The following is a 22,158-nucleotide window of genomic DNA, read 5'->3' on the forward strand; positions in this document are numbered from 1 at the left end:
AGGATCTTGGTAATATGAGCAAGAAACAAAACAAAAAGCTGCTGACCGGTGAAATCCTCAAGCAGGCGCTCATCGGCTCGGTTAAAAAGCTGGATCCCCGGTATATGATCAAAAATCCGGTGATGTTCGTCGTGGAAACCGGCTTCTTCATTACGCTGCTGCTGACCATCATGCCGGGGCTGTTCGGCGAGGGCGATACCGGCCTGCGTACTTACAACTTGATTGTTTCCGTCATTCTGCTGATTACAGTACTGTTCGCCAATTTTGCAGAATCCGTGGCGGAGGGCCGGGGCAAAGCCCAGGCCGCCAGCCTGAAAAAGACCCAGAAGGACACCCAAGCTCATCTGCTGTGTCCGGACGGCAGCGAGACCCTGGTTTCCTCCAGCGAACTGAAAAAGGGCGATATCCTGATGGTATCGGCCGGAGAGGTCATTCCCGGCGACGGCGAGGTCGTCGAGGGCATTGCCTCGGTGGATGAGTCGGCCATCACCGGCGAATCCGCCCCCGTCGTCCGTGAGAGCGGCGGCGACTTCTGCTCGGTGACCGGCGGCACCACGGTGGTGTCCGACTGGCTGAAAATCCGGATCACTTCCGATCCCGGCAACAGCTTTCTGGACCGCATGATCGCCCTGGTGGAAGGCGCTTCCCGGAAAAAGACCCCCAACGAAATCGCCTTGAGCACCCTTCTGGTCTCCCTGACCATCATCTTCCTGATTGTCATTGTCACCCTGTACCCCATCGGAATGTATTGCGGGGTTCAGCTGCCGCTGTCCACCCTGATCGCCCTGATGGTTTGTCTGATTCCCACCACCATCGGCGGCCTGCTGTCCGCCATCGGCATCGCCGGTATGGACCGCGTCACCCGGTTCAATGTGATCGCCATGTCCGGCAAGGCCGTGGAGGCCTGTGGCGACGTGGACACCATGATTCTGGACAAAACGGGCACCATCACCTTTGGCAACCGTCTGGCTGCCGACTTCTTCCCCGTGGAGGGGGCAAGCCGCAGCGAGCTGATTCGCTGTGCAGCTCTGACCAGTCTTCACGACGAGACCCCCGAGGGAAAATCCACGCTGGAGCTGGCTCGCCGTCTGGGAGACAACAGCCAGGAGATTCCCGGTTCTTCCTTTGTAGAGTTCACCGCCCAGACCCGCATGAGCGGCGTGGACCTGCCCGACGGCACCCGGGTCCGCAAGGGCGCTTCGGACGCCATCGAGCAGTATATTACGGCGCAGGGCGGAAAAGTCCCTGCTGACCTGCGCACCCATGTAGAAAAGGTTTCTTCTCTGGGCGGCACGCCCCTGGTCGTGTGCCAGAACAACCAGATTCTGGGCGTTATTTACCTGAAAGACACCGTCAAGCCCGGCATGGCAGAGCGTTTTGAGCGTCTGCGCGCCATCGGCATCAAAACCATCATGTGCACCGGCGACAATCCCCTGACCGCAGCCACCATTGCAAAGGAAGCCGGGGTGGACGGTTTTATTGCCGAGTGCAAGCCCGAGGACAAGATCCGCGTCATCAAAAAAGAGCAGGCCGAGGGCAAAATCGTTGCCATGACCGGCGACGGCACCAACGACGCCCCCGCCCTTGCCCAGGCCAACGTGGGCCTGGCCATGAATTCCGGCACCACTGCGGCCAAGGAAGCCGCCAACATGGTGGATCTGGACTCTGACCCCACCAAGATTCTGGAAGTGGTGGAGATCGGCAAGCAGCTGCTCATCACCCGCGGCTCCCTCACCACCTTCTCCATTGCAAACGACATCGCAAAGTATTTCGCGATCATTCCCGCCATGTTTATGGCGGCCATTCCCCAGCTGGGCGTCCTGAACATCATGCACCTGAGCACCCAGAACAGCGCCATCCTGTCGGCCCTGATTTTCAATGCAATCATCATTCCCTGCCTGATTCCTCTGGCCATGAAGGGCGTCAAGTACCGCCCCATGTCTTCCGGCAAAATGCTGGCCCGGAACATGATGATCTACGGTCTGGGCGGTGTGGTCACCCCCTTTATCGGCATCAAAATCATCGACACCATGATTGCCCCTGTCCTGACCACACTGGGCATCTGAGGAGGTTCCTTACTATGAACGAAGCAACTCATAAGAACGCATTTTTTCATGGTCTGCGCCAGTCTCTGACGGTGACATTGATCTTGCTGCTGCTCTGCGGCTTTGTGTTTCCGGTCCTGCTCAGCGGGATTTCTGCGGTCCTCTTTCCCAGCCAGGCCAATGGCAGTCTGGTCTATTCCTACGGCCAGGCGGTGGGGTCCGCCCATGTGGGCCAGGAGTTCACCAAGCCCTATTTCATGAAAGGGCGCCCTTCCGCTTACCACTACAACACCTACTACCAGGACGAACAGGGCAACCGGTACTACAGTGACGGCACCCCGTTCGCCGGGATTGGTTCCGGTTCCAACAACTACGCGCCCTCCAATCCCGCATTGACCCAGCGGGTCGAGGCTGACATCGAGGCCTTCCTGGAGGCCAACCCGGACGTGAAACGGGAGGACATTCCCGCCGACCTGATGACCGCTTCCGGCTCTGGTCTGGACCCCCATATCACGCCCGCGGCGGCCCGCATTCAGATTCCTGCTCTGGCGGCCGCTTCCGGCCTGAGCGAGGAGGAACTGGAGCAGATTGTGGAGGACAACACAGAGGGAAAACTGCTGGGTATTTTTGGCGAAGAAACCGTAAACGTTCTCGGCGTAAATCTGGACATTGCCAAAGCAATGGGCCTTGCGTAATCCCCCTCCCCTGCGGATTTCCCGGCATAGCGCACAAACCATATCCTGTGATGCAAAAAGGTCACCGGCTCTCCTGTACATCAGGCGGGCCGGCGGCCTTTTATTTGGTTTTAATCCCATCCCGGCAATCTTTTCTCCAGTTTTAGTCCCTGTGCGCTATGATAGAGCCGTAAGGAGGAGATCGATATGTTCACACGTATAAAACGCATCTCTTGTTGTGAAAGCCGGATGGACGCCCGGATTGAAAATTTCCTGCTCTGGCACCAGGGGTTTAAGCTGTTCCTGATCTATATTGGACTGCCCCTTTTCACAATGGCCGCGGTTTGTGTATGCACCACCGCTGCTGCCCTGTCCCTGGCGTTCCTGTTCGGCTGGATGTGATTGGTTCAAGAAAGCATTCAGGCCGGAATTGAGGTACTCCCTGGCAGCCCATCCCCCAAGCAGCCGCAGCCCAGCGGTAGTTCCCAGTCTTAATGCCATCTTAATGTCTGCCTTAACAGATTAACGCCCCCTTTAGATGAGACATGGATAATGAGGCTATAAAGAAGGTAGGAAGACGCGGCCGAAATCCGGCGAACAGAACGCAGGTCGTCCGGCATAACATCGATTTCCTGCCTTGAAATCGAAATGAATTCGCCAACTCTTTAGGCAATCCGCTTAAAAGTGTGTTATAATACACCGGAGCGAAAGGAGGGCGGGACCATGGATGCCCCCACATTATCCGATCGAGTCACAGTCAAAGCACCCGGCAAACTCACCATTTTTGCCAGCTATTTTTCCGGCACCGGAAAAACCCACGCCATGCTGGAAGCCGCCAGAACAGCAAAGCAGGAAGGGCGGGACGTGGTGATCGGCCTGCTGTCCTGCGATGCATGGCCGTCTGTTCAAGCAGGGGCCGAAGGTTTTGAAATGGTGCGCTGCAAGACCGTCACCCAGGACGGGCGCACAGAATCCGAAATCGATCTGGACGCCTGCATCCAAAGGCTGCCGCAGCTGATCCTGATCGATGACCTGTCCCACACCAACCGGGGCGAATCCCGCCACCGGAAGCGCTACCAGGATATCGAGGAACTGCTGATCGCGGGCATCGACGTCTATACGACGCTGGACGTGCAGCACATTGAAAGCATCCAGGACACCGTTGTCTCCATTCTGGGCTCTTCCATCTCCGAACGCATCCCCGACCATGTATTTGACCGGGCATCACGGGTGGAATTCATCGACATGGACCCGGAAAGGCTCCAGCAGCGTCTGCTGGAGCACAAAAAGGGCCAGCTGCTTTCCGGCTATTCCCTCTCCCAGTTGAGCGCGCTTCGGGAAATTGGCCTGCGCCGCTGCGCAGACCGGGCCGCTCTGTACACCCAGGCGGGGCAAAACGGGACGGGATATCGTTCCCACGAACATATTCTGGTGTGCCTCTCCTCTGCTCCGTCCAACGAGAAAATCATCCGCACCGCCGCGCGGATGGCCTGCGCTTTCAAATGTGAGTTTACCGCGCTGTTTGTGGAAACAAAGGACTTTCAGTGGATGTCTCCGCCGGACAAAGAGCGCCTGCGCGCCAACATACATCTGGCGCAGCAGCTGGGCGCATCCGTTGAGACCGTATACGGCGATGATGTGGCCTATCAAATCTCCGAATTTTCCCATTTGTCAGGGGTCACGAAAATTGTGCTGGGCCGCAGCGGCTTCCCTTCCCGGCCCTTGTTCCGCAAAGCATCCCTAACCGACCGGCTGATTGAGCTCACGCCGGAGCTGGATATCCACATTATTCCCGACAATGGAATGAACCATTTGTTCGCCACCCGGCATCGGGAGATTATGCATCTGCCGCCCTTGTCCCTTCTGGACCTGCTCAAAAGCGGGCTGATCCTTGTCTCGGCCACCCTCATCGGCTTTTTGTTCTATCATCTGGGCTTCACCGACGCCAATATCATCACCCTTTATATTTTGGGCGTCATGCTGGTTTCCGTATCCACAAAGAGCTCCATCTGCAGCTTTTTTGCATCCATTTTCAGCGTGCTCACCTTCAATTTCTTTTTCACCGACCCCAGATTTTCCCTGCACGCCTATGACAGCGGTTACCCGGTCACCTTTCTTGTGATGTTCCTGGCTTCCCTGCTTACCGGCTCACTGGCCTCCAAGCTGAAATCCCACGCCAAGCGGTCGGCCCAGGTTGCATGGCGCACAAAGCTCCTCTTTGAAACCAACCAGAATCTCCAGAAGGCCCGGACGCAGGAGGAAATTCTCTCGGTCACAGCAAAACAGCTGCTAAAGATCTTCCAGCGCGACATCATCGTATATCGCATCAAAGAAGAGAACCTTACAGCGCCGGACATCTTCCTTGTGGACGACACCGCTTCGTCCGATTGTTACACCTCGGAAAAGGAACGCGAGGTGGCGCAATGGGTGGTGACCAACAACAAAAGGGCCGGCGCGGGAACCGAAACCCTTTCCGACGCCCGCTGCACCTATCTGTCGGTTCGAAAAGGAGATCGGGTCTATGGGGTGGTGGGCATTGCCGCCTCGGACAAACCGCTGGATTCCTTTGAGACCAGTGTTCTCCTCTCGGTTCTGGGCGAATGTGCGCTGGCCCTTGAAAACCAAAAGAACCTGGAGGAAAAAGAAGCGGCTGCGGTTCTGGCCAAAAACGAACAGCTCCGCGCCAATTTGCTTCGGTCCATTTCGCACGACCTGCGCACCCCGCTTACTTCGATCTCCGGAAACGCCAGCAACCTGCTCTCCAACGGGGATCTGTTTGACGCCAAGACCAAAAAGCAGATGTACACCGACATTTACGACGACGCCATGTGGCTCATCAATCTGGTGGAAAATCTGCTGTCTGTCAGCCGGCTGGAAGAAGGGCGGATGAATCTGCATGTATCCACCGAACTGATGGACGAAGTCGTCGCGGAAGCGCTGCGCCACATCAACCGGAAAAGTGCAGAATATCACCTGCATGTGCAAAACAGCGATGAATACCTTTTGGCGCAAATCGATGCCAAGCTGATAGTTCAGGTTCTCATCAACATCATCGATAACGCCATCAAGTACACGCCGGCGGGATCCGACATCGACATTGGATGGGAGCGCAAAGGGAGTTTTATTTACATTTCGGTTGCAGACAACGGGCCTGGCATTCCCGACCAGGCCAAGCCGCATATCTTCGACATGTTTTATACGGTATCCAATCAAATCGCGGACAGCCGACGCAGCATGGGACTGGGCCTGGCACTGTGCAAATCCATCGTCAACGCACATGGAGGAGAAATCACCGTGGCCGATCACCTGCCCCATGGATCCGTCTTTACATTTTCTGTGCCAGCCGGGGAGGTAGAACTGCATGAATAAACCTTTGATTCTGGTGGTTGAGGACGACACACCCGTCCGCAACCTGATTACCACAACCTTAAAAGCCCACGAGTACCGTTTTTTGACTGCGGCGAACGGAGAGTCCGCGGTTCTGGAGGCCTCCTCCCACAACCCTGAAATCATTCTGCTGGACCTGGGCCTGCCGGATATGGACGGCGTGGAAGTGATTCACAAAGTGCGTTCCTGGTCCAATGTGCCCATCATTGTCATCAGCGCCCGGAGCGAGGACACCGACAAAATCGAGGCGCTGGACGCCGGCGCGGATGATTATCTGACCAAGCCCTTTTCTGTGGAAGAACTGCTCGCAAGGCTGCGGGTAACCCAGCGGCGGCTGGCTGCCCTGCAGGTTGGGTCCGCCAACACTGAGTCCGTCTTTACCAACGGCAAGTTAAAGGTGGACTATGCGGCGGGCTGCGCCTTTCTGGATGGGCAGGAGCTTCACTTGACCCCCAGCGAATATAAGCTGCTCTGTCTGCTGTGCAAAAATGTAGGGAAAGTCCTGACCCACACCTATATCACACAGCAGATCTGGGGAAGAAGCTGGGACAACGATGTGGCTTCGCTGCGTGTATTTATGGCCACCCTGCGCAAGAAGCTGGAAAAAGAGCCGGGTTCCCCCCAATACATCCAGACGCACATTGGCGTCGGATACCGCATGATGAAAGTCGAGCCCTGCGAAAAAACCGACAACGGAGAAAACTAAACCATGATTCAAACGAGAAATACAGACAGCGCATTTTCGCTTTTATTTTCTGTCCCTACGGTATTTTCCGAGCATCTCACCAAGCACGAGGACAACCAACTTCGGGACAAGTACGATCACAATTCCTTTATCTATTCGGGCCAGCCCTCTCTGGAAGAATTCCAAAGAGCCCTGGCCTATCAAAAGGCCCGCGGAGATTCCTTTATCAAGCTGGAAGGCTACGAGCCTCTGGAACACACCTTTGGAATGGAGCAGGAAGAAACCCTGACCATGGTTCTGCCCGGGGATGTGGATTTTTCTTCCTGGAAGGTCAATCCCGACATCACCATCCAGGCGCCGGACTTTGCCCAGCTGGAACAGCACGAGCTGAAATATTACGGCCCCCTGTACGGGGAGGATTTCACTGTGCGGAACAACCGGCGTCTCCGGGAAAAGCTGACCTACCATGGGGCCTATCTGGGCGGCAAGCTGGTGGGCTCCTGCTATACTTATTCTGCTGGCGGATACACCTGCATGGACAGCCTGGTGGTGGATGAAGACTACCGCCATCGGTACATCGCCACCACATTGATCAAATACCTTGCCGAAACCGCCCGCCGTGAAGGCAATGTCCTCTACCTCCACGCTGACCCGGAGGACACCCCCAAAGACATGTATGCCCGGATGGGATTCCAGACCACCGACACCGTCTACGAATACCTCTGCACCGATTTCAGCACTCTCAAACTGGACTGAAAACGCCATTTCAAATTGCCTGACCTCTGCAAAGGGGTCAGGCTTTTTTGCTGATTCAGCGAAAGAATGGCTCATAAACACCCCCGTTTTCCGGGCTGCCGGCGGCGCTTTCTCTTGCGCCGGGGCTGCAAAGCTGTTACAATAAAACACGGCCGCTTTACTCAAAGAAAGGAATGGTTTCATGTATCACATTGCGCTTTGTGACGATACGCCGGAAGATATCCAGTTGATTCTCGTCATAGTGCAGCGCTGGGCTGCGGCCCGCGGCGCAGAAATCCAGACGCAGACCTTCTCCTCCGCTGAGAACTTTTTGTTTCACTATGCGGAGGACAAACAGTACGACATCCTTCTTCTGGATGTGGAAATGGGCGAAATGGACGGAGTTTCCCTGGCCAAGCGGCTGCGCCAGGCCAAAGACCCGGTCCAGATCGTCTTTATCACCGGCTATTCCGACTACATCGCCGAAGGGTATGAAGTATCGGCCCTCCACTATTTAATGAAGCCGGTCCGGGAAGAAAAGCTGATGGACGTCCTGGACCGGGCCGCCCAGCGGCTGCAAGTGGAGGAGCGGGCCCTGTTCCTGAAACTGGAGGGCGAAATGGTCCGGGTGGCTCTGCGGGATATCCGCTATCTTGAGGTGCAGCAAAATTATGTCACCATCCACGCCGGGCAGGACTACACCCTCAAAAGCACTCTGGCCAAGCTGGCAGAGGAGCTGGACGAGCGGTTCTTTCAGCTGGGGCGCTCCTATATCGTCAATCTCCACTTTGTGCAGAGGGTGACGCGGCAGGAAGCCATTTTGCAGGACGGCGCACGCATTCCCCTGCCCCGCGGCTACTATGACAAGATCAACCGCGCCATCATTGAGAGGTGCTGAATATGTCTTTCCTGTCCAAATTCTTTCAGAGGCGGATGAACCGCCAGGTGGAAGCCTATCAGCGGGAACTGCTGGAGACCCATTACGCCGAGGTCAACAATATGTACCATCAGATGCGGGGCTGGCGGCACGACTACCGCAACCACATCCAGACCATGAAGGCCTATGCGGCCGCCGGGGACTGGGAGGCCATAAAAAACTACCTGGACCTGCTGGACACCGACCTGAACACGGTGGATACCGTCATCAAGACCGGCAACGCCATGGCGGACGCCATCCTGAACAGCAAAATCTCTCTGGCCAAGTCCAAGGACATCCAGGTGCACGCTGACGCTCATATTCCCTATGCCCTGCCCATCTCGGAAATCGACCTGTGCGTCATTCTGGGCAATCTGTTTGATAATGCCATCGAGGCCAGTCTCCCCCTGCCCCCGGAACAGCGGCTGATCCGGGTGTATATGGACACCAAAGGCAATCAGCTCTACATCTCCTTTACCAATTTCACCGCCGGGAAAAAGCAGAAGAAGCTGGGCGGCCTTTTTGCCACCACCAAACAGGAAGCCGGCCATGGCTTCGGGCTGGTGCGGATGGATGCCGTTGTGGAGCGGATGGGCGGATATCTGAGCCGCAACAGCGAGGACGGCGCCTTCTCTACCGAGATCCTGCTGCCGCTGGATTGCAATTCGTCCCCCAAAAACGACAGTTCGTCCCCCAAGTGACCCGCTTCGGCGGGTCTTTTGTTATACTTTGGGCGTGAGGTGAAACAAGATGACACAGACAAATCAAACCAAGAAAAAGCCCGCCTACAGCGTCGGGCAGAATGTCCGGTTTATGATCGGATGGGCCTGGCGGACCCACAAAAGAGTCCTGTGGCTCTGCCTGGCAGTGGCCGGGCTGTCGCTGGGCCTCAATCTGGCCCAGCTGTTTATTGCCCCCATGGTGCTGGCCCGTGTGGAGCAGCATGCTCCCTTGTCCCAGCTGCTGGAAACCATCGGGCTGTTTGCCCTGACGCTGGTGGCGCTGAACGGCCTGCTGGGCTATCTGAAACAGATTAGCACCTCCGGCCGGCTCGGCGTACGGCTCGCCGTGATCGACGCCATCAACCAGAAAGCCTGCACCACGTCCTATCCCAACACACGGGATCCTGCGGTCCTCCGGCTTCTGGAGAAGGCTGCAGATGCATGCGGCGCCAGCGCCCGCCCGGCGGAACACGTCTGGGAGACGCTGACGCAACTTCTGCTCAATGTGTCCGGCTTTGGTGTTTATCTGGCCCTGGTGTCGGGGCTGAATCTGGCCCTGGTTCTGACGGTCGCCGCTACCACCGCGGTGGGCTTTTTTGTCAGCCGCCGGATCAACGAGTGGGGCTACCGTCACCGGGAAGAAGAGGCCTCCTATCAAAAGAAAATCCAATACGTCCGGGACAAGGCTGAATCCATCCATCTGGCCAAGGACATCCGCATTTTTGGCCTGCGCGACTGGGTGGACGCCCTCTACCGGAGCACCCTGCGGCTGTATACCGCCTTCATCGGCCGGCGGGAGCGGATCTACACCGCCGCCTGCGCGGTGGACGCCCTGCTGACATTGGCCCGCAACGGCATCGCTTACGTCTACCTGATCCATCTAACGCTGGCCGAGGGGCTCCCGGCCTCCCAGTTTTTGCTCTATTTCTCGGCCTTCAGCGCCTTTTCTACCTGGGTGACCGGCATTCTGCAGCAGGCTTCCACCCTGCGGCAGGAGAGCCTGGACCTGTCCATCATTCAGGAATTTCTCCATCTGCCTGAGCCGTTCCGGTTCAAGGGCGGCAGGCCCATCCCCCAGACCGATGCCTACGAGCTGCGGCTGGACCATGTTACCTTCCGCTACCCCGGCACCGACCGGGTGATTCTCCACGACATCGACCTGACCATCCATCCCGGCGAAAAGATCGCCGTAGTGGGCCTCAACGGCGCGGGCAAAACCACCCTGGTCAAGCTGCTCTGCGGTTTCTATGACCCCGACGAGGGTCGGGTGCTGCTGAACGGCATCGACATCCGGGAGTTCAACCGCCCCGACTACTACCGTCTGTTCTCCACCGTCTTTCAGGAGAGTTCCATCCTGGACATCACCGTGGCCGAGACGGTGGCCCAGGATGTGGACCATATCGACATGGACCGGGTCAAAGACTGCATCGCCAAGGCAGGTCTCACCGAAAAGATCGCGTCCCTGCCCCAGGGGTACGAGACCCATATCGGCAAAAACGTCTATCTGGACGGGGTGGAATTTTCCGGCGGCCAGACCCAACGTCTGATGCTGGCCCGGGCCCTCTACAAAGACGGGCCTTTCCTGGTTCTGGATGAACCCACCGCGGCTTTGGACCCCATTGCCGAGAACGACATTTATCAGAAATACAACGAAATGACCGTCGGCAAGTCCTCGGTGTTCATCTCTCACCGGTTGGCCTCCACCCGCTTCTGCGACCGAATCCTGTTCGTGAAGGACGGCGTCATCGCCGAAGAGGGCACCCACGACCAGCTGCTGAAAAAAGGCGGCAGCTATGCCAAGCTGTTCGACATCCAAGCGCGGTATTATCAGGAAGGGAGGGATTTGGATGACATCCAAATCTGAGAAAATCACCCTGCAGGAAGCGGTTTCCCTGCACATCCGGGCAGCCCGGGATGTCCGGCCCTACTGTCCCGGCGTCTTTGCCGCCACGGCGGCCCACGCTGTGGTCAGCGCCCTCGGACCCTACGCCACCGTGTACCTGTCGGCCCGGATCATCAATGAGCTGGCGGGGGCCCGGCGGCCCGAAGTCCTCTGGCCGCTGGTGGGTGTCACGCTGGCGGTTGGCGCGGGGCTGGTGCTTCTGACCGGCATCCTGCTCCACTGGAAGAACGCCGCGCAGGAGCGATACAGCCAGGGTAAAGAGAAGCTTCTCACCGACAAGATGCTCTCCATGGACTTTGCCGACGTGGATGACGCCCGGACCCACGCCCTCCTCTCCCAGATCCGTCAGAACATCCTGTGGGGCGGCTGGGGCTTCCCGATGCTGCTGGAGGTCTTTGATGAGATCGTCCGGGGCGCGGCGGGCGTGGTGGGCGCCATCGCGCTGACGGTCAGCCTGTTCACCCTGCCGGTGCCCGCCTCCGCGGGCAGGCTGACCATCCTGAACCATCCCCTTTTCGTCGCCCTGCTGCTGACGGTTCTGGTCGGCGTGGTCATTCTGGCCCCGATGTGCAAGAACCGGGCCAACGAACACATCGTTTCGATGGCCGACAGCATGACCTTTGTGAACCGGATTTTTCATGTCTTCGGGCTTCTCTCCAACGACAAGGAAAACAGTCTGGACATTCGGATGTACGAGCAGCAGAAGCTTTCCTCCCACTACTTCCGCAACAACCCGCTCTTTCAGCCGGGCAGCGAAATCTTTCGCCGGATGGACGGCCCCATCGGCGGCTGGACGGCGCTCGGCTCCGCCCTCAGCGCTGTGCTGACCGGCCTGGTCTATGTCTTTGTATGTCTGAAAGCCTGGGCCGGAGCTTTTGGTGTCGGTTCCATAACCCAGTATGTGGGGGCGGTCACTGCCCTGAGCACCAGCCTTTCCACCCTGGTGGAGAACGTGGGCATCCTGCAGAGCAACACCGTCTTTATGCGGACCATCTATCAGTTCCTGGATATCCCCAACCAGATGTATCAGGGCACCCTCACCACCGAAAAGCGCTCTGACCGTCAATACGACGTGGAGTTCCGGGATGTGTCCTTCAAGTACCCCGGCTCGGACCAGTGGGCTCTGCGCCACGTGAACATGAAGTTCAAAGTGGGCGAGCGGATGGCCGTCGTAGGCGAAAACGGCAGCGGCAAAACCACCTTCATCAAGCTTCTGTGCCGTCTGTACGATCCCCAGGAGGGCGAAATCCTTCTGAACGGCATCGACATCCGCAAATACAACTACAGAGACTACATAAACCTGTTCTCGGTGGTGTTCCAGGACTTCCAGCTGCTGGCCCAGCCTCTGGGGGATAACGTGGCCGGTTCCCAGACCTACGACCGTCCTAAGGTCCGGCAGGCACTGATCGACGCCGGTTTCGGCGACCGCCTGAACAGCCTGCCCCAGGGCCTCGACACCATGCTGTTCAAGGAGTTCGCCGAAGACGGCGTGGATGTATCGGGCGGCGAGGCGCAAAAAATTGCCATCGCCCGGGCCCTCTACAAAAACGCCCCCTTCATCATTCTGGATGAACCCACCGCGGCCCTGGACCCCATCGCTGAGGCGGAGATTTACGCCAAGTTCAACGACATCGCCGGGGACAAGACCGCAGTCTACATCAGCCACCGGCTGTCCTCCTGCAAGTTCTGTGATGAGATCGCCGTCTTTGACCATGGCCAGGTGATTCAGCAGGGCACCCACGACAGCCTGCTGGCCGACGAGGGCGGCAAGTATTACGCCCTCTGGATGGCCCAGGCCCAATACTATACCGAATAACCAAAAGGCTGGCAGCCGATGCAAAGTGCATCCACTGTCAGCCTTTGGTGTTTTCAGGTTTGCGGGTGAGTTTCGCTGTCCCCTGCGGCCTGCTGCTCAGTCAGGCAGCGGTGGTACTCCTCCAAAAGGGAGTCCAGGGTAATCCCCTCCATGGCCTGGCGGACCGAATCCTCAATCTTTTGATAAGGAGCGCGAAGCACCGTACGGATATTCTGCGCCACCGGGCAGGGCCGTTCCTGACAGGGGTGAATTCCAATCAGACAGGACAGGCCGTCGGGCTTGAGGGCGCGGTAAATCTGGTACAGCGTGATGTCCGCTGGGTCCCGGCACAGTTCTGCGCCGCCAGTGCCCCGGGCCACCGAGATCAGCCCCGCCTTTTTCAGGGCGCTGATGACGGTCCGGATCACCACCGGATTGCAGCCGGTGCTCTGGGCCAGCAGGGCGCTGGTCACCCGCGCTTTTCCCTTTGCCTCATGAATGAATATCAGGCAATGCACTGCAATGGAGCACTTGATACTGATCTGCATGGTTCTCCCCCTCGGATTGTGGAATGCGAGATGTAAAGATTGACTTTACATCCAGCTGGTGGTACACTGGACAAGGTCAGATGTAACGGTTTCCTTTACATCCTATTGTAATCCATCTTTTCAAAAATGCAACCGGGAATATTCCCCCAAAGAGAGAAGGACAGTCATGAACATCACTGAATTGTATTTCAGCCCCACCGGCGGCACCCAGAAAGCCGCCGATCTTTTCACCCAGGCTCTGGCTGGCCAGGTGCAGACCGTGGATCTGTGCGACAGCCGTGCAGACTTCAGCGCAGTTTCCCTGTCGGCCGAGGATTTGGCCGTCATTGCGGTGCCGTCCTATGGCGGACGGGTCCCTGCGGTGGCTATCCAGCGCCTGTCCGCCGTCCACTGCAACGGCGCAGCCGCCGTTCTGATGGTGGTATACGGAAACCGCGCCTTTGAGGACACCATGGTGGAGCTGGAGGACGCTGCCAAGGCGGCCGGGTTCCATGTGGTGGCAGGCGTTGCGGCGGTGGCTGAGCACTCCATCGCCCGGCAGTTTGCTGCAGGCCGTCCCGACGCACAGGACACCGCCCAGCTGGCTGCCTTTGCGGCACAGGTTCAGGAAAAGCTGGCCGCAGGCCGCACCACCGAGCCAGCTATCCCCGGCAACCGCCCCTACAAGAAGGCGGGCGGCTCGGGTATGGTACCCAAGCCCACCAAGGACTGTGCCAGCTGCGGCCTCTGCGCCCAGAGCTGCCCTGTCCAGGCCATTGACCCGGCCAATCCTCAGAAGGTGGACAGTCACGCCTGCATCTCCTGTATGCGGTGTGTCGCGGTCTGCCCCCACGGCGCGCGGAAGCTCAATCCGGTGATGCTGGCCGCCGCCAACACCATGTTGAAAAAGGTCTGCTCGGACCGCAAGGAAAACGAGCTGTTCCTCTAAGAAGCTCTTCCCTGTCGTCCCGGCAGCGGACTGCGCGGGCCTCTTTTCAAAGAGGAGGTCCGGTGCTATACTGATGACAGTTTACTGAATCATCCGGGAGGACAGGTTATGAAACGTAGGATTGTATACGGCAGCGAATACGGAACCACCCGCCGCTATGCGGAAGCCTGTTCCGCCCGGACCGGCATCCCGGCGGCGGACTACCGGTCCGCCCCGGATCTGGGCAGCTGCGACCAGGTGATCTATTTTGGCGGCCTGTATGCAGGTGGCGTCTGCGGACTGAAGAAAACCATCAAGTCCCTGTCCCCCAGCGTCCAGCTGATCCTGGTGACGGTGGGGCTGGCAGATGTGTCCGACCCCGAGAACATACGCAGCATTCGCGCATCCATCCAGAAACAGGTCCCGGCGGAGCTTCTCCGCCGCACCCAAATTTTTCATCTGCGGGGCGGGATTGATTACTCCAGACTGGGCTTCAAGCACAAAACCATGATGACCCTCCTCTACAACAAGGTAAAGAATCTCCCGCCGGAAAAACGGAACGCCGAGACCCAGGCCCTCATCGACACCTTCAACCAGAAGGTCGACTTTGTGGACCTGAATGCTCTTGACCCCATTGTGGAGGCTCTGGGCTGAATTCCCGGTCCGCCGCAGGCATTCCCATCAAACCAAACCAGCAGGTCACCTGGCCTGCTGGTTTCTTTTTATGTCTGGCTGTTTTCTGCGCGGTTTTGATTGGTTTTGAATGATTGTTCTATCTTTTAGGGGATGTGATGCTTTTTTCAGGAAATCTTTGTGAAGTTTTACGATTGATTTTGATTGACTTTGACTGTTTTTGGTGCTATACTCAGCTCAGGCAAGCAAAACAGTTCACGCTCACCCACCCATCCAATCACAATCCGCCAAACCCGCTCAAGCAAGGACACGGGGCGCGATTTAGAAAGGAGCATTCAGATGTTAGCGGAAGAACGGTTTGACAATATTCTCAAAATCCTGGCCCAGCGGAGGTCAGTGACGGTGCAGGAGCTGTGCGACGCGCTGGACGCCAGCGAATCCACCATCCGGCGGGACCTGGTGCTGCTCAGCCAGCAGGGCCGTCTCAACCGGGTTCACGGAGGCGCCACCCTGCCGGACAACGCTTTCCTGACCAACGAGGAGAGCATGGCCGCCAAAGAGCATCAGGCCGTCGCCCAAAAGCAGAGCATCGGCCAGATGGCCGCCGGATTCATCCAGGCCGACGACTTCGTCTTTGTGGATGCAGGCAGCACCACCCTGCAGCTGATCTGCGCCCTGCAGGGTCAGGGGCTGCGGGCCACCTTCGTCACCAACGGCATCGCCCACGCCCGCCTGCTGGCCCAAAAGGGATGCAGGGTCTACACTCTGGGCGGCCAGGTCCGCCCCAACACCGAGGCAGTGGTGGGAACAGCGGCCATGTCCAGCGTGGGGCGCTACAACTTCACAAAAGCGTTCATGGGCGCCAACGGCGTCTCACTGGACCGCGGGTTCACCACCCCCGACGTGGAAGAAGCCGCCCTCAAGACTCTGGCCATCAGCCGGTCCATGGAGAGCTGGTTTCTGGTGGACGACTCCAAATTCGGCAAGATTTACTCCGCCGTCATCTGTGAGCTCACCGACGCGGCCATCGTGACCAACCGCCTTCCCAACGAAAAATACCGCCGGTACGTCCTGATCAAAGAGAGCGACGCGTCCGAACAAATCATTTCTCAGGAAAAGGAGAGTCAAGTATGATCTATACGGTTACCTTCAATCCGGCCATTGACTATGTGGTTCACCTGCCCGGCAGCCTGGAACTGGACGCCGTCAACCGCACCGTTCAGGAGGAATATCTCTTCGGCGGCAAGGGCATCAACGTCTCCAGCGTACTGCGGGCTCTGGACTGCGAAAACACCGCTCTGGGCTTTGTGGCCGGGCCCACCGGCCGCTGGCTGGAGGACGGTCTGCGGGATCAGGGAGTCCGCACTGACTTCATTCACCTGACCGAAGGCGTCACCCGCATCAACGTCAAGATCAAGGCCTCGGAGGAGACCGAGATCAACGGCATGGGTCCCCAGATCGGCGAGGCCGACATGGAGCAGCTCTACGCCAAGCTGGACTTCCTGAAGGCCGGGGACGCCCTGGTTCTGGCGGGCAGCATCCCCTCTTGCCTGGCCGGCGACACCTACGAAAAGATCATGGCCCGTCTGGACGGGCGCGGGGTTCGGATTGTGGTGGATGCCACCCGGGATCTGCTGGTGAACGTCCTGAAATACAAGCCGTTCCTCATCAAGCCCAACAACCACGAGCTGGGTGAAATCTTCGGCCGGGAACTGACCACCGATGCCGAAATCATCGCCTGCGCAGCCCTGCTCCAGAGCCGCGGCGCCCGGAATGTTCTGGTGAGCATGGCCGGAGACGGCGCCCTGCTGCTGGACGAAAACGGCAACACCCACCGGATGGGCGTACCCAAGGGCAAGGTCCTGAACAGCGTGGGCGCCGGAGACAGCATGGTGGCCGGATTCCTGGCGGGCTATCTGCAAAAGGGCGATTACGAGTGGGCCCTGCGGCTGGGCACTGCCGCAGGCAGCGCCACCGCCTTTTCGCTGGGTCTGGCCACCCGAGAAAAAATCGACGCTCTGCTGAACGAGTTCTGAGAAAACCGTTTTGATCACAAGAGAAAGGAAGAAGATTTCTATGCGGATTACCGAACTGTTTTCTGTTCAGGCCATCGCTCTGGACAGCACGGCAGCCGATCAGGCTGCGGTGATCGACCAGCTGGTGGAGCTGCAGTGCAACCACGGCAACATCACCGACAAGGCCGCCTACAAGGCCGCCATCTATGCCCGTGAAAAGGAAGCCTCCACCTACGTGGACAACGGCATCACCGTTCCCCACGCCAAGGCTGTCTGCGTCACCCGGCCCAGCCTGGCTGTCCTGCGGCTGAGCAATCCGGTGCAGTACAACCCCGAGGACGACAGCAAGAGCGACCTGTTCTTCATGATTGCCGCCCCCGAAAACGGCAGCCTCCATGTGGATATGCTGGCCCGCATGATGCAGATGCTGATGCACGAGGATTTCGTGGAGCAGCTGCGGGCCGCCAAGACCCCCCAGGAATTCCTGGACTGCATCGACGCTCAGGAGCAGCAGCAGTTTGGCTCTGAGAGCTTCACCCAGGAGAAAATCGCCCCGCAGGGCTACCGAATTCTGGCCGTGACCGCCTGCCCCACCGGCATCGCTCACACCTACATGGCCGCTGAGGCTCTGGTCAAGGCCGGCGACAAGCTGGGCCTGCCCTGCAAGGTGGAAACCAACGGCTCGGGCGGCGCCAAGAACCTCTTGACCGCCGACGAGATCACCGCCTGCGACGGCATCATCGTGGCCGCCGACAAGAACGTGGAGACTGCCCGCTTTGACGGCAAACCGGTTCTGTTCACCCGGGTGGACGACGGCATCCACAAACCCGAAGAACTGATTCAGCGGATCGAGAGCGGCGAAGTGCCTGTCTTTCACGCCAAGGGCGGCAAGCCTGCCGCCGAGGCCGCCGGCAGCGACAGCCTGGGCCACACCGTCTACAAGCATCTGATGAACGGCGTCTCCCACATGCTTCCCTTCGTGGTGGGCGGCGGCATCCTGATCGCGCTGGCCTTCCTGTTTGATGATTTCTCCATCGACCCCGCCAACTTCGGCATGAACACCCCGCTGGCCGCCTTCTTCAAGACGGTGGGCAACGCGGCCTTCAGCTACATGCTCCCCATCCTGTCGGCCTACATCGCCATGTCCATCGCCGACCGTCCGGGTCTGGCCGTCGGTTTCGTGGGCGGCGTTCTTGCCATGAACGGCACCAGCTTCTCCGGTCTGATGGAAGGCAGCACCACCGGTATCTCGGGCGGCTTCCTGGCAGCTCTGCTGGCTGGTTTCGTGGCCGGCTATCTGGTCAAGTTCCTGGAAAACATCACCGAAAAGCTCCCCAGCAGTGTGGACGGCATCCGTCCCATGCTGATCTATCCCCTGGGCGGCATGCTGGTCATGGGCGTGGTTATGTGCGCCATCAACCCCATCATGGGCTTTATCAATGAGGCCATCGCCGCCTGGCTGAACACCATGGGCGGCACCTCCAAGGTCCTGCTGGGTGCCATCTGCGGCGGCATGATGAGCATTGATATGGGTGGCCCCTTCAACAAGGCTGCTTACGTCTTTGGCACCGCAGCCCTCTCCTCCGGCACCTACGATGTCATGGCCGCCGTCATGGTGGGCGGCATGGTTCCTCCCATTGCCATCGCCCTGTCCACCACCTTCTGCCCCAAGAAGTGGACCCGTGAGGAGCGCAAGAACGGTTTCGTCAACTACATCATGGGCCTGTGCTTCATCTCGGAGGGCGCGATCCCCTTCGCAGCCACCGATCCTCTCCGCGTCCTGCCCAGCTGCGTCATCGGCTCGGCGGTCGCAGGTGCTCTCTCGATGCTCTTCGGCTGCACCCTGCGGGCTCCTCACGGCGGTATCTTCGTCTTCCCCGTGGTGGGCAATGCCCTGCTGTATGTGGTGGCTCTGGCTGCCGGCAGTGTTGTGGGCGCTCTCCTGCTGAGCCTGCTCAAGAAGCCGGTTCAAGAGTAATTCCGCGGCACATCCCCAAGCAATTCTCCCTTCTTATATTCCTATATTCCCAGCCCAAAGGACCGGCGCAAGCCGGTCCTTTGCCTTTTCCATCCATCATAAAAACCGCCCGCAGCTGCTTGCTTTTTGCAGCGCGGGCGGTTTCTTTTTTGTTTGATTCAAGGAATGTTTCTGTTCCGGTCAGGCCATCTCAAGCTGGATGATATCGGGGTCGCTGTCGGCTTCTCTGGACGACTTTTTGGCGGTCTGGGCTGCAGCCGATCCATGGACGAGGGCCGGGTCCAGAATGGCGCCGGTCTTGAGGATTTGTCCGCTGGCCGCCAGGCGCTGATGCAGATCCAGAGAGAACTGCGTACTGAGGCCTTTCCGGTCCAAAAGGCGGCGGAATTTCAGCAGTGTGGAGGCATCCGGCACCCCGCTGTCCAGGAAATCCACCCCCATAAAACTGCGCATGGCATAGCTGTCATAGATGGTCTCCTCTACAGCTGCCGCCGAAAGCTGAAACCAGTTCTGCAAAAGATACATCCGCAGCATCTTTTCGATGCCCATGGGCGGACGGCCACGATGGCCCGGCGGATAGTAGGGCTCCACAGCCGCCACCCATTCCTCCCAGGGAATCAGGCCGTTCATGGTCTCGAGGAATTTTTCCCGCCGGGTGCTTTTCTTTCGCCTGCTGTATTCCAGATCGCTGAACGTCAACTGCGCCATTTTGCCTTCCTCCGCCGTCGCTTTTTCTTATTATACTACAAATTTCGCCTTGTGGGCAGAGGAATTTCACCTTTTTACAAGAAAATGCGTCAGAGCTCCACGGCGCCGAGGCTTTCACCCATTGGTGCAGCACCTTCGTTCTTGCGGAAAATGTCCAGGGTATGGTGGGACCACCCCACCATGTCCGGGCGCTCACAGATTGTAAGGTGATAGTCCAGGTACAGCCGGTACACGTCCTCATCCATTGTCTCTATGGTCTCCCGCATAAAATGGCTCAGCCCATCGGCTGCAGCAAAGGCCAGCTGTGTGACGGGCAATTCTGACCGCAGAGCGTCAATGTCCTCTTTTCGGTAAAGCTGAAAAATATCCTTTGGCCGGGAAAACGTTTGAAACGTGACCGGGTTTGTCAAACCCTCGGCGATGAGATCCTGGATTTTTCCCCGAACAAACCCCGTAGACAACAGGGCCGGGTCCGCCATGCAATAGGCCGCAAACAGGACGCCGCCGGGTCTGGTCACGCGCACGGCCTCCCGCAAGGCTTTGCGCTGATCCTCCGGTTCAAACAAGTGATACATGGGTCCCAAGATTAGGGTCAGATCATAGACGTTGTCCTCCAGCCACGACAGGTCGGTGGCGTCGCCCTGCCGAATGGTCACCGGTTCCCCCTCCTGGGTGTTTTGGCGAAACTGCTGGATGTTGTACTCTATCAGCTCCACAGCGTCCACAGAATAGCCCTGCCGCGCCAGCGCATGGCTGTACCGGCCAGTCCCTGCACCCAACTCCAATATACGCATACCTGGTTTCAGGAAGAGCTGGATATAGTGCATGGTTGTGACATATTCCACCTTCCCGCAGCGGGATGCAAGGCGGGCTTCCTCGTCGTAGCTTTGATAGAAATCCTGTAATTCTCTCTTGGCATCCATCGCTCAGGCTCTCCGTGTCTTACCGCAGATCAGTCCCGGCCAGCGTTCCAGCTGCGGGCGGCGATGCGGAAAAACTTGGTCATCAGCGGGATATAAGTCACCCAAAAGACCAGGCTGCAGAGGATACGGACCGGTGTCTTTGCCTTGGCGGTCAGGCAGCTGCCCACCAGAACGCCCATGGAGAACAGACAGAATTTCAGAGCGGCAAGCATTCTCCAATCGGATTCCTGAATGTACTGGTCAGCGAGTGCAAAAAACTTTTTCATGATGACAACCTCCTTTGAAGAAACTCTATACCATGAGCGCCGATTTCGCGCCCACAACAGCTGTTTCAGGTCAGATGCTCCAGCAGCGCTTTGCATCCCTCCTCGATATCCCGATAGGCAATATCAAAGCGGTCGCTGTACCACGGGTCGGCCACATCGCCGCCCCGGCCGGTATAATCCATCAGCTTGCGGACCTTCCCTTCCGGGTCCGCCCCCAGAATGCGCATCATATTGCGGATGTTGTTTTCATCCATGCCGATCAGGAGATCGTAGTGGTTATAATCCGCTTTTGTCAGCTGTACCGCCCGTTTGCCTGCGCAGCCTATCCCATGTTTGGCCAGTTCTTCCCTGGCCGGCGGATAGACCGGGTTGCCGACACCATTCCATATTTCCTCCCGGCTGGTAGCACAGGAGGCCACTTCAAACTCCTCTGCTCTGCCACCTTTTTGGACAAGGTCTTTGAAGATGAACTCCGCCATGGGGCTTCTGCAAATGTTGCCGTGGCAAACGAACAGGATTTTGGTCATAGACAGATAACTCCTTTAAATCGTCACGCTTCTTCTTAAACACTCGATTCTGCATTATTTTTGCTCAAACAAGATGAAGCAGCTTAGAACTTTCCCCAACTATCTTTTTAAATCTTTCCGGATTTTCTTGTGTTTCTTTCTGGCTTATCAAGTCGCCAGCTGTACACATTTTGCCCTTTGCCATCTTTGTCAAGATAGCAAAATCGATACACCCTTACGTTGATATTCGCCGTCCCGCAACATTCGATTGCGGCGGTCGCGCCTCTTTTCACTCATTGAAATCTCTCCTTCACAGGGCGAACCAAACTTGCACCTTTATCATATCACAAGTCTGGCTCATCGTACAAGCTTAGCAAGGAAGGATTCCTCGTCTGTTTTTAGGTGATCAAAGTGCTGTCGCCTGGTCTAAATAGCCTTCGAATTTTTCCCTCTTAATTAAAGCGCGATTCCCGTTCATAACGCAGAAATCGTCGTTAGGGTGCTCATCAATCAGTGTCCGAAGCTTATTTTCTCCAATGTGATAGTACCCGGCGGCTTCTACAATGGTCAATGGATATCGGCGCCAAACAGGAATAGCTCCAGTACTCTTTCTGGATGATTCATTTTTTATATTTTCCATAACACACCATATTTCCAATCGTTCTTCTAAGTCATTTGCAGACTGATTTTGAGCGCCGTTTCAATTCGACTTATTTCTTCCTCTCGCAGCAGCACCACCAGCCTCTCCCCGCCCTACTCAGAATCCACATTGGGTTCCAGACGATCAGCGGGTTGATAACCACCCCATCTGC

Annotated in this window: 21 protein-coding genes and 1 pseudogene; 15 read left to right on the forward strand and 7 right to left on the reverse strand. The window is 57.7% G+C overall.

All coding sequences use genetic code 11. The annotated features are described in order from the left end of the window. Positions 1-14 precede the first annotated feature (14 nt). From kdpB to B5E67_RS01780, 10 genes are all read left to right on the forward strand, one after another. A complete protein-coding gene (kdpB, locus tag B5E67_RS01735) occupies positions 15-2,066 on the forward strand; it encodes a potassium-transporting ATPase subunit KdpB (protein WP_087382169.1) in 2,052 nt (683 codons plus the stop codon). Between the two features lie 14 nt (positions 2,067-2,080). Next, entirely contained in the window at positions 2,081-2,740 is a 660-nt protein-coding gene (gene kdpC / locus B5E67_RS01740) for a potassium-transporting ATPase subunit KdpC (protein ID WP_087382171.1), read from the forward strand. A 186-nt stretch (positions 2,741-2,926) separates the two neighbouring features. Then, entirely contained in the window at positions 2,927-3,121 is a 195-nt protein-coding gene (locus B5E67_RS01745) for a hypothetical protein (protein WP_087382175.1), read from the forward strand. Between the two features lie 321 nt (positions 3,122-3,442). Beyond that, positions 3,443-6,088, forward strand: a complete 2,646-nt coding sequence (locus tag B5E67_RS01750; protein ID WP_087382178.1) for a sensor histidine kinase KdpD — start codon at positions 3,443-3,445, stop codon at positions 6,086-6,088. Beyond that, a complete protein-coding gene (locus B5E67_RS01755; protein WP_087382181.1) occupies positions 6,081-6,812 on the forward strand; it encodes a response regulator transcription factor in 732 nt (243 codons plus the stop codon). Before B5E67_RS01750 ends, B5E67_RS01755 begins: the two co-directional genes overlap by 8 nt. A gap of 3 nt (positions 6,813-6,815) precedes the next feature. Further along, positions 6,816-7,547 carry a GNAT family N-acetyltransferase gene (locus B5E67_RS01760; protein ID WP_087382184.1) on the forward strand — a complete coding sequence of 244 codons (732 nt, stop codon included), beginning with the start codon at positions 6,816-6,818 and terminating at the stop codon, positions 7,545-7,547. A 181-nt stretch (positions 7,548-7,728) separates the two neighbouring features. Then, entirely contained in the window at positions 7,729-8,424 is a 696-nt protein-coding gene (locus B5E67_RS01765; RefSeq protein WP_087382188.1) for a LytTR family DNA-binding domain-containing protein, read from the forward strand. A gap of 2 nt (positions 8,425-8,426) precedes the next feature. Beyond that, a complete protein-coding gene (locus B5E67_RS01770; RefSeq protein WP_087246988.1) occupies positions 8,427-9,143 on the forward strand; it encodes a GHKL domain-containing protein in 717 nt (238 codons plus the stop codon). Between the two features lie 49 nt (positions 9,144-9,192). Further along, positions 9,193-11,028: an ABC transporter ATP-binding protein gene (locus tag B5E67_RS01775; protein WP_087382191.1), complete on the forward strand. Its 1,836-nt coding sequence runs from the start codon at positions 9,193-9,195 to the stop codon at positions 11,026-11,028. Then, a complete protein-coding gene (locus B5E67_RS01780) occupies positions 11,012-12,883 on the forward strand; it encodes an ABC transporter ATP-binding protein (protein WP_204246509.1) in 1,872 nt (623 codons plus the stop codon). The genes B5E67_RS01775 and B5E67_RS01780 overlap by 17 nt, the downstream gene beginning before the upstream one ends. Before the next feature lie 53 nt (positions 12,884-12,936). Here B5E67_RS01780 and B5E67_RS01785 read toward each other — a convergent pair whose 3' ends face one another. After that, positions 12,937-13,410, reverse strand: a complete 474-nt coding sequence (locus B5E67_RS01785; RefSeq protein ID WP_087382197.1) for an Rrf2 family transcriptional regulator — start codon at positions 13,408-13,410, stop codon at positions 12,937-12,939. Between the two features lie 166 nt (positions 13,411-13,576). Between B5E67_RS01785 and B5E67_RS01790 the strand changes: the two genes are divergently transcribed. The 5 genes from B5E67_RS01790 (at position 13,577) to B5E67_RS01810 (ending at position 18,943) form a co-directional block, all read left to right on the forward strand. Continuing rightward, positions 13,577-14,338, forward strand: a complete 762-nt coding sequence (locus tag B5E67_RS01790) for a 4Fe-4S binding protein (RefSeq protein WP_087382200.1) — start codon at positions 13,577-13,579, stop codon at positions 14,336-14,338. Between the two features lie 108 nt (positions 14,339-14,446). Beyond that, positions 14,447-14,971: a flavodoxin domain-containing protein gene (locus tag B5E67_RS01795; RefSeq protein WP_087382203.1), complete on the forward strand. Its 525-nt coding sequence runs from the start codon at positions 14,447-14,449 to the stop codon at positions 14,969-14,971. A 318-nt stretch (positions 14,972-15,289) separates the two neighbouring features. Further along, on the forward strand, positions 15,290-16,084 hold the full coding sequence (locus B5E67_RS01800) for a DeoR/GlpR family DNA-binding transcription regulator (protein ID WP_087247001.1): 795 nt from the start codon (positions 15,290-15,292) through the stop codon (positions 16,082-16,084). Next, entirely contained in the window at positions 16,081-16,986 is a 906-nt protein-coding gene (gene pfkB / locus B5E67_RS01805; protein ID WP_087382207.1) for a 1-phosphofructokinase, read from the forward strand. Before B5E67_RS01800 ends, pfkB begins: the two co-directional genes overlap by 4 nt. A gap of 40 nt (positions 16,987-17,026) precedes the next feature. Further along, positions 17,027-18,943, forward strand: coding sequence for a fructose-specific PTS transporter subunit EIIC (locus B5E67_RS01810; protein ID WP_087382210.1), 1,917 nt, complete (start codon positions 17,027-17,029; stop codon positions 18,941-18,943). A gap of 180 nt (positions 18,944-19,123) precedes the next feature. Here B5E67_RS01810 and B5E67_RS01815 read toward each other — a convergent pair whose 3' ends face one another. The 6 genes and pseudogenes from B5E67_RS01815 to B5E67_RS01835 all read right to left on the reverse strand — a co-directional run bounded on the left by B5E67_RS01815 (position 19,124) and on the right by B5E67_RS01835 (position 21,986). Then, positions 19,124-19,651: a transposase gene (locus B5E67_RS01815; protein WP_087382214.1), complete on the reverse strand. Its 528-nt coding sequence runs from the start codon at positions 19,649-19,651 to the stop codon at positions 19,124-19,126. Positions 19,652-19,740: 89 nt separating this feature from the next. After that, positions 19,741-20,574 carry a class I SAM-dependent methyltransferase gene (locus B5E67_RS01820; protein WP_087382217.1) on the reverse strand — a complete coding sequence of 278 codons (834 nt, stop codon included), beginning with the start codon at positions 20,572-20,574 and terminating at the stop codon, positions 19,741-19,743. A gap of 29 nt (positions 20,575-20,603) precedes the next feature. Next, on the reverse strand, positions 20,604-20,840 hold the full coding sequence (locus tag B5E67_RS01825) for a hypothetical protein (RefSeq protein ID WP_087382220.1): 237 nt from the start codon (positions 20,838-20,840) through the stop codon (positions 20,604-20,606). A gap of 65 nt (positions 20,841-20,905) precedes the next feature. Then, a complete protein-coding gene (locus B5E67_RS01830) occupies positions 20,906-21,367 on the reverse strand; it encodes a low molecular weight protein-tyrosine-phosphatase (RefSeq protein WP_087382223.1) in 462 nt (153 codons plus the stop codon). A 149-nt stretch (positions 21,368-21,516) separates the two neighbouring features. Then, positions 21,517-21,643: pseudogene (locus B5E67_RS15375) on the reverse strand (integrase DNA-binding domain-containing protein); the annotation flags it as partial. Positions 21,644-21,752: 109 nt separating this feature from the next. Next, a complete protein-coding gene (locus B5E67_RS01835) occupies positions 21,753-21,986 on the reverse strand; it encodes an excisionase (protein ID WP_087382226.1) in 234 nt (77 codons plus the stop codon). Between the last annotated feature and the right edge of the window lie 172 nt (positions 21,987-22,158).

It is taken from the genome of Faecalibacterium sp. An122 (genome assembly GCF_002160895.1).
In the GTDB taxonomy this organism is placed as follows: Bacteria; Bacillota; Clostridia; order Oscillospirales; family Ruminococcaceae; genus Faecalibacterium.

Coding starts and splice junctions, on each gene's coding strand:
- B5E67_RS01820 (WP_087382217.1), bottom strand. CDS start 20,574: ATGGATGCCAAGAGAGAATTACAGGATTTCTATCAAAGCTACGACGAG.
- kdpC (WP_087382171.1), top strand. CDS start 2,081: ATGAACGAAGCAACTCATAAGAACGCATTTTTTCATGGTCTGCGCCAG.
- B5E67_RS01780 (WP_204246509.1), top strand. CDS start 11,012: ATGACATCCAAATCTGAGAAAATCACCCTGCAGGAAGCGGTTTCCCTG.
- B5E67_RS01765 (WP_087382188.1), top strand. CDS start 7,729: ATGTATCACATTGCGCTTTGTGACGATACGCCGGAAGATATCCAGTTG.
- B5E67_RS01745 (WP_087382175.1), top strand. CDS start 2,927: ATGTTCACACGTATAAAACGCATCTCTTGTTGTGAAAGCCGGATGGAC.
- B5E67_RS01810 (WP_087382210.1), top strand. CDS start 17,027: ATGCGGATTACCGAACTGTTTTCTGTTCAGGCCATCGCTCTGGACAGC.
- B5E67_RS01755 (WP_087382181.1), top strand. CDS start 6,081: ATGAATAAACCTTTGATTCTGGTGGTTGAGGACGACACACCCGTCCGC.
- pfkB (WP_087382207.1), top strand. CDS start 16,081: ATGATCTATACGGTTACCTTCAATCCGGCCATTGACTATGTGGTTCAC.
- B5E67_RS01795 (WP_087382203.1), top strand. CDS start 14,447: ATGAAACGTAGGATTGTATACGGCAGCGAATACGGAACCACCCGCCGC.
- B5E67_RS01835 (WP_087382226.1), bottom strand. CDS start 21,986: ATGGAAAATATAAAAAATGAATCATCCAGAAAGAGTACTGGAGCTATT.
- B5E67_RS01760 (WP_087382184.1), top strand. CDS start 6,816: ATGATTCAAACGAGAAATACAGACAGCGCATTTTCGCTTTTATTTTCT.
- B5E67_RS01790 (WP_087382200.1), top strand. CDS start 13,577: ATGAACATCACTGAATTGTATTTCAGCCCCACCGGCGGCACCCAGAAA.
- B5E67_RS01815 (WP_087382214.1), bottom strand. CDS start 19,651: ATGGCGCAGTTGACGTTCAGCGATCTGGAATACAGCAGGCGAAAGAAA.
- B5E67_RS01830 (WP_087382223.1), bottom strand. CDS start 21,367: ATGACCAAAATCCTGTTCGTTTGCCACGGCAACATTTGCAGAAGCCCC.
- B5E67_RS01825 (WP_087382220.1), bottom strand. CDS start 20,840: ATGAAAAAGTTTTTTGCACTCGCTGACCAGTACATTCAGGAATCCGAT.
- B5E67_RS01775 (WP_087382191.1), top strand. CDS start 9,193: ATGACACAGACAAATCAAACCAAGAAAAAGCCCGCCTACAGCGTCGGG.
- kdpB (WP_087382169.1), top strand. CDS start 15: ATGAGCAAGAAACAAAACAAAAAGCTGCTGACCGGTGAAATCCTCAAG.
- B5E67_RS01800 (WP_087247001.1), top strand. CDS start 15,290: ATGTTAGCGGAAGAACGGTTTGACAATATTCTCAAAATCCTGGCCCAG.
- B5E67_RS01785 (WP_087382197.1), bottom strand. CDS start 13,410: ATGCAGATCAGTATCAAGTGCTCCATTGCAGTGCATTGCCTGATATTC.
- B5E67_RS01770 (WP_087246988.1), top strand. CDS start 8,427: ATGTCTTTCCTGTCCAAATTCTTTCAGAGGCGGATGAACCGCCAGGTG.
- B5E67_RS01750 (WP_087382178.1), top strand. CDS start 3,443: ATGGATGCCCCCACATTATCCGATCGAGTCACAGTCAAAGCACCCGGC.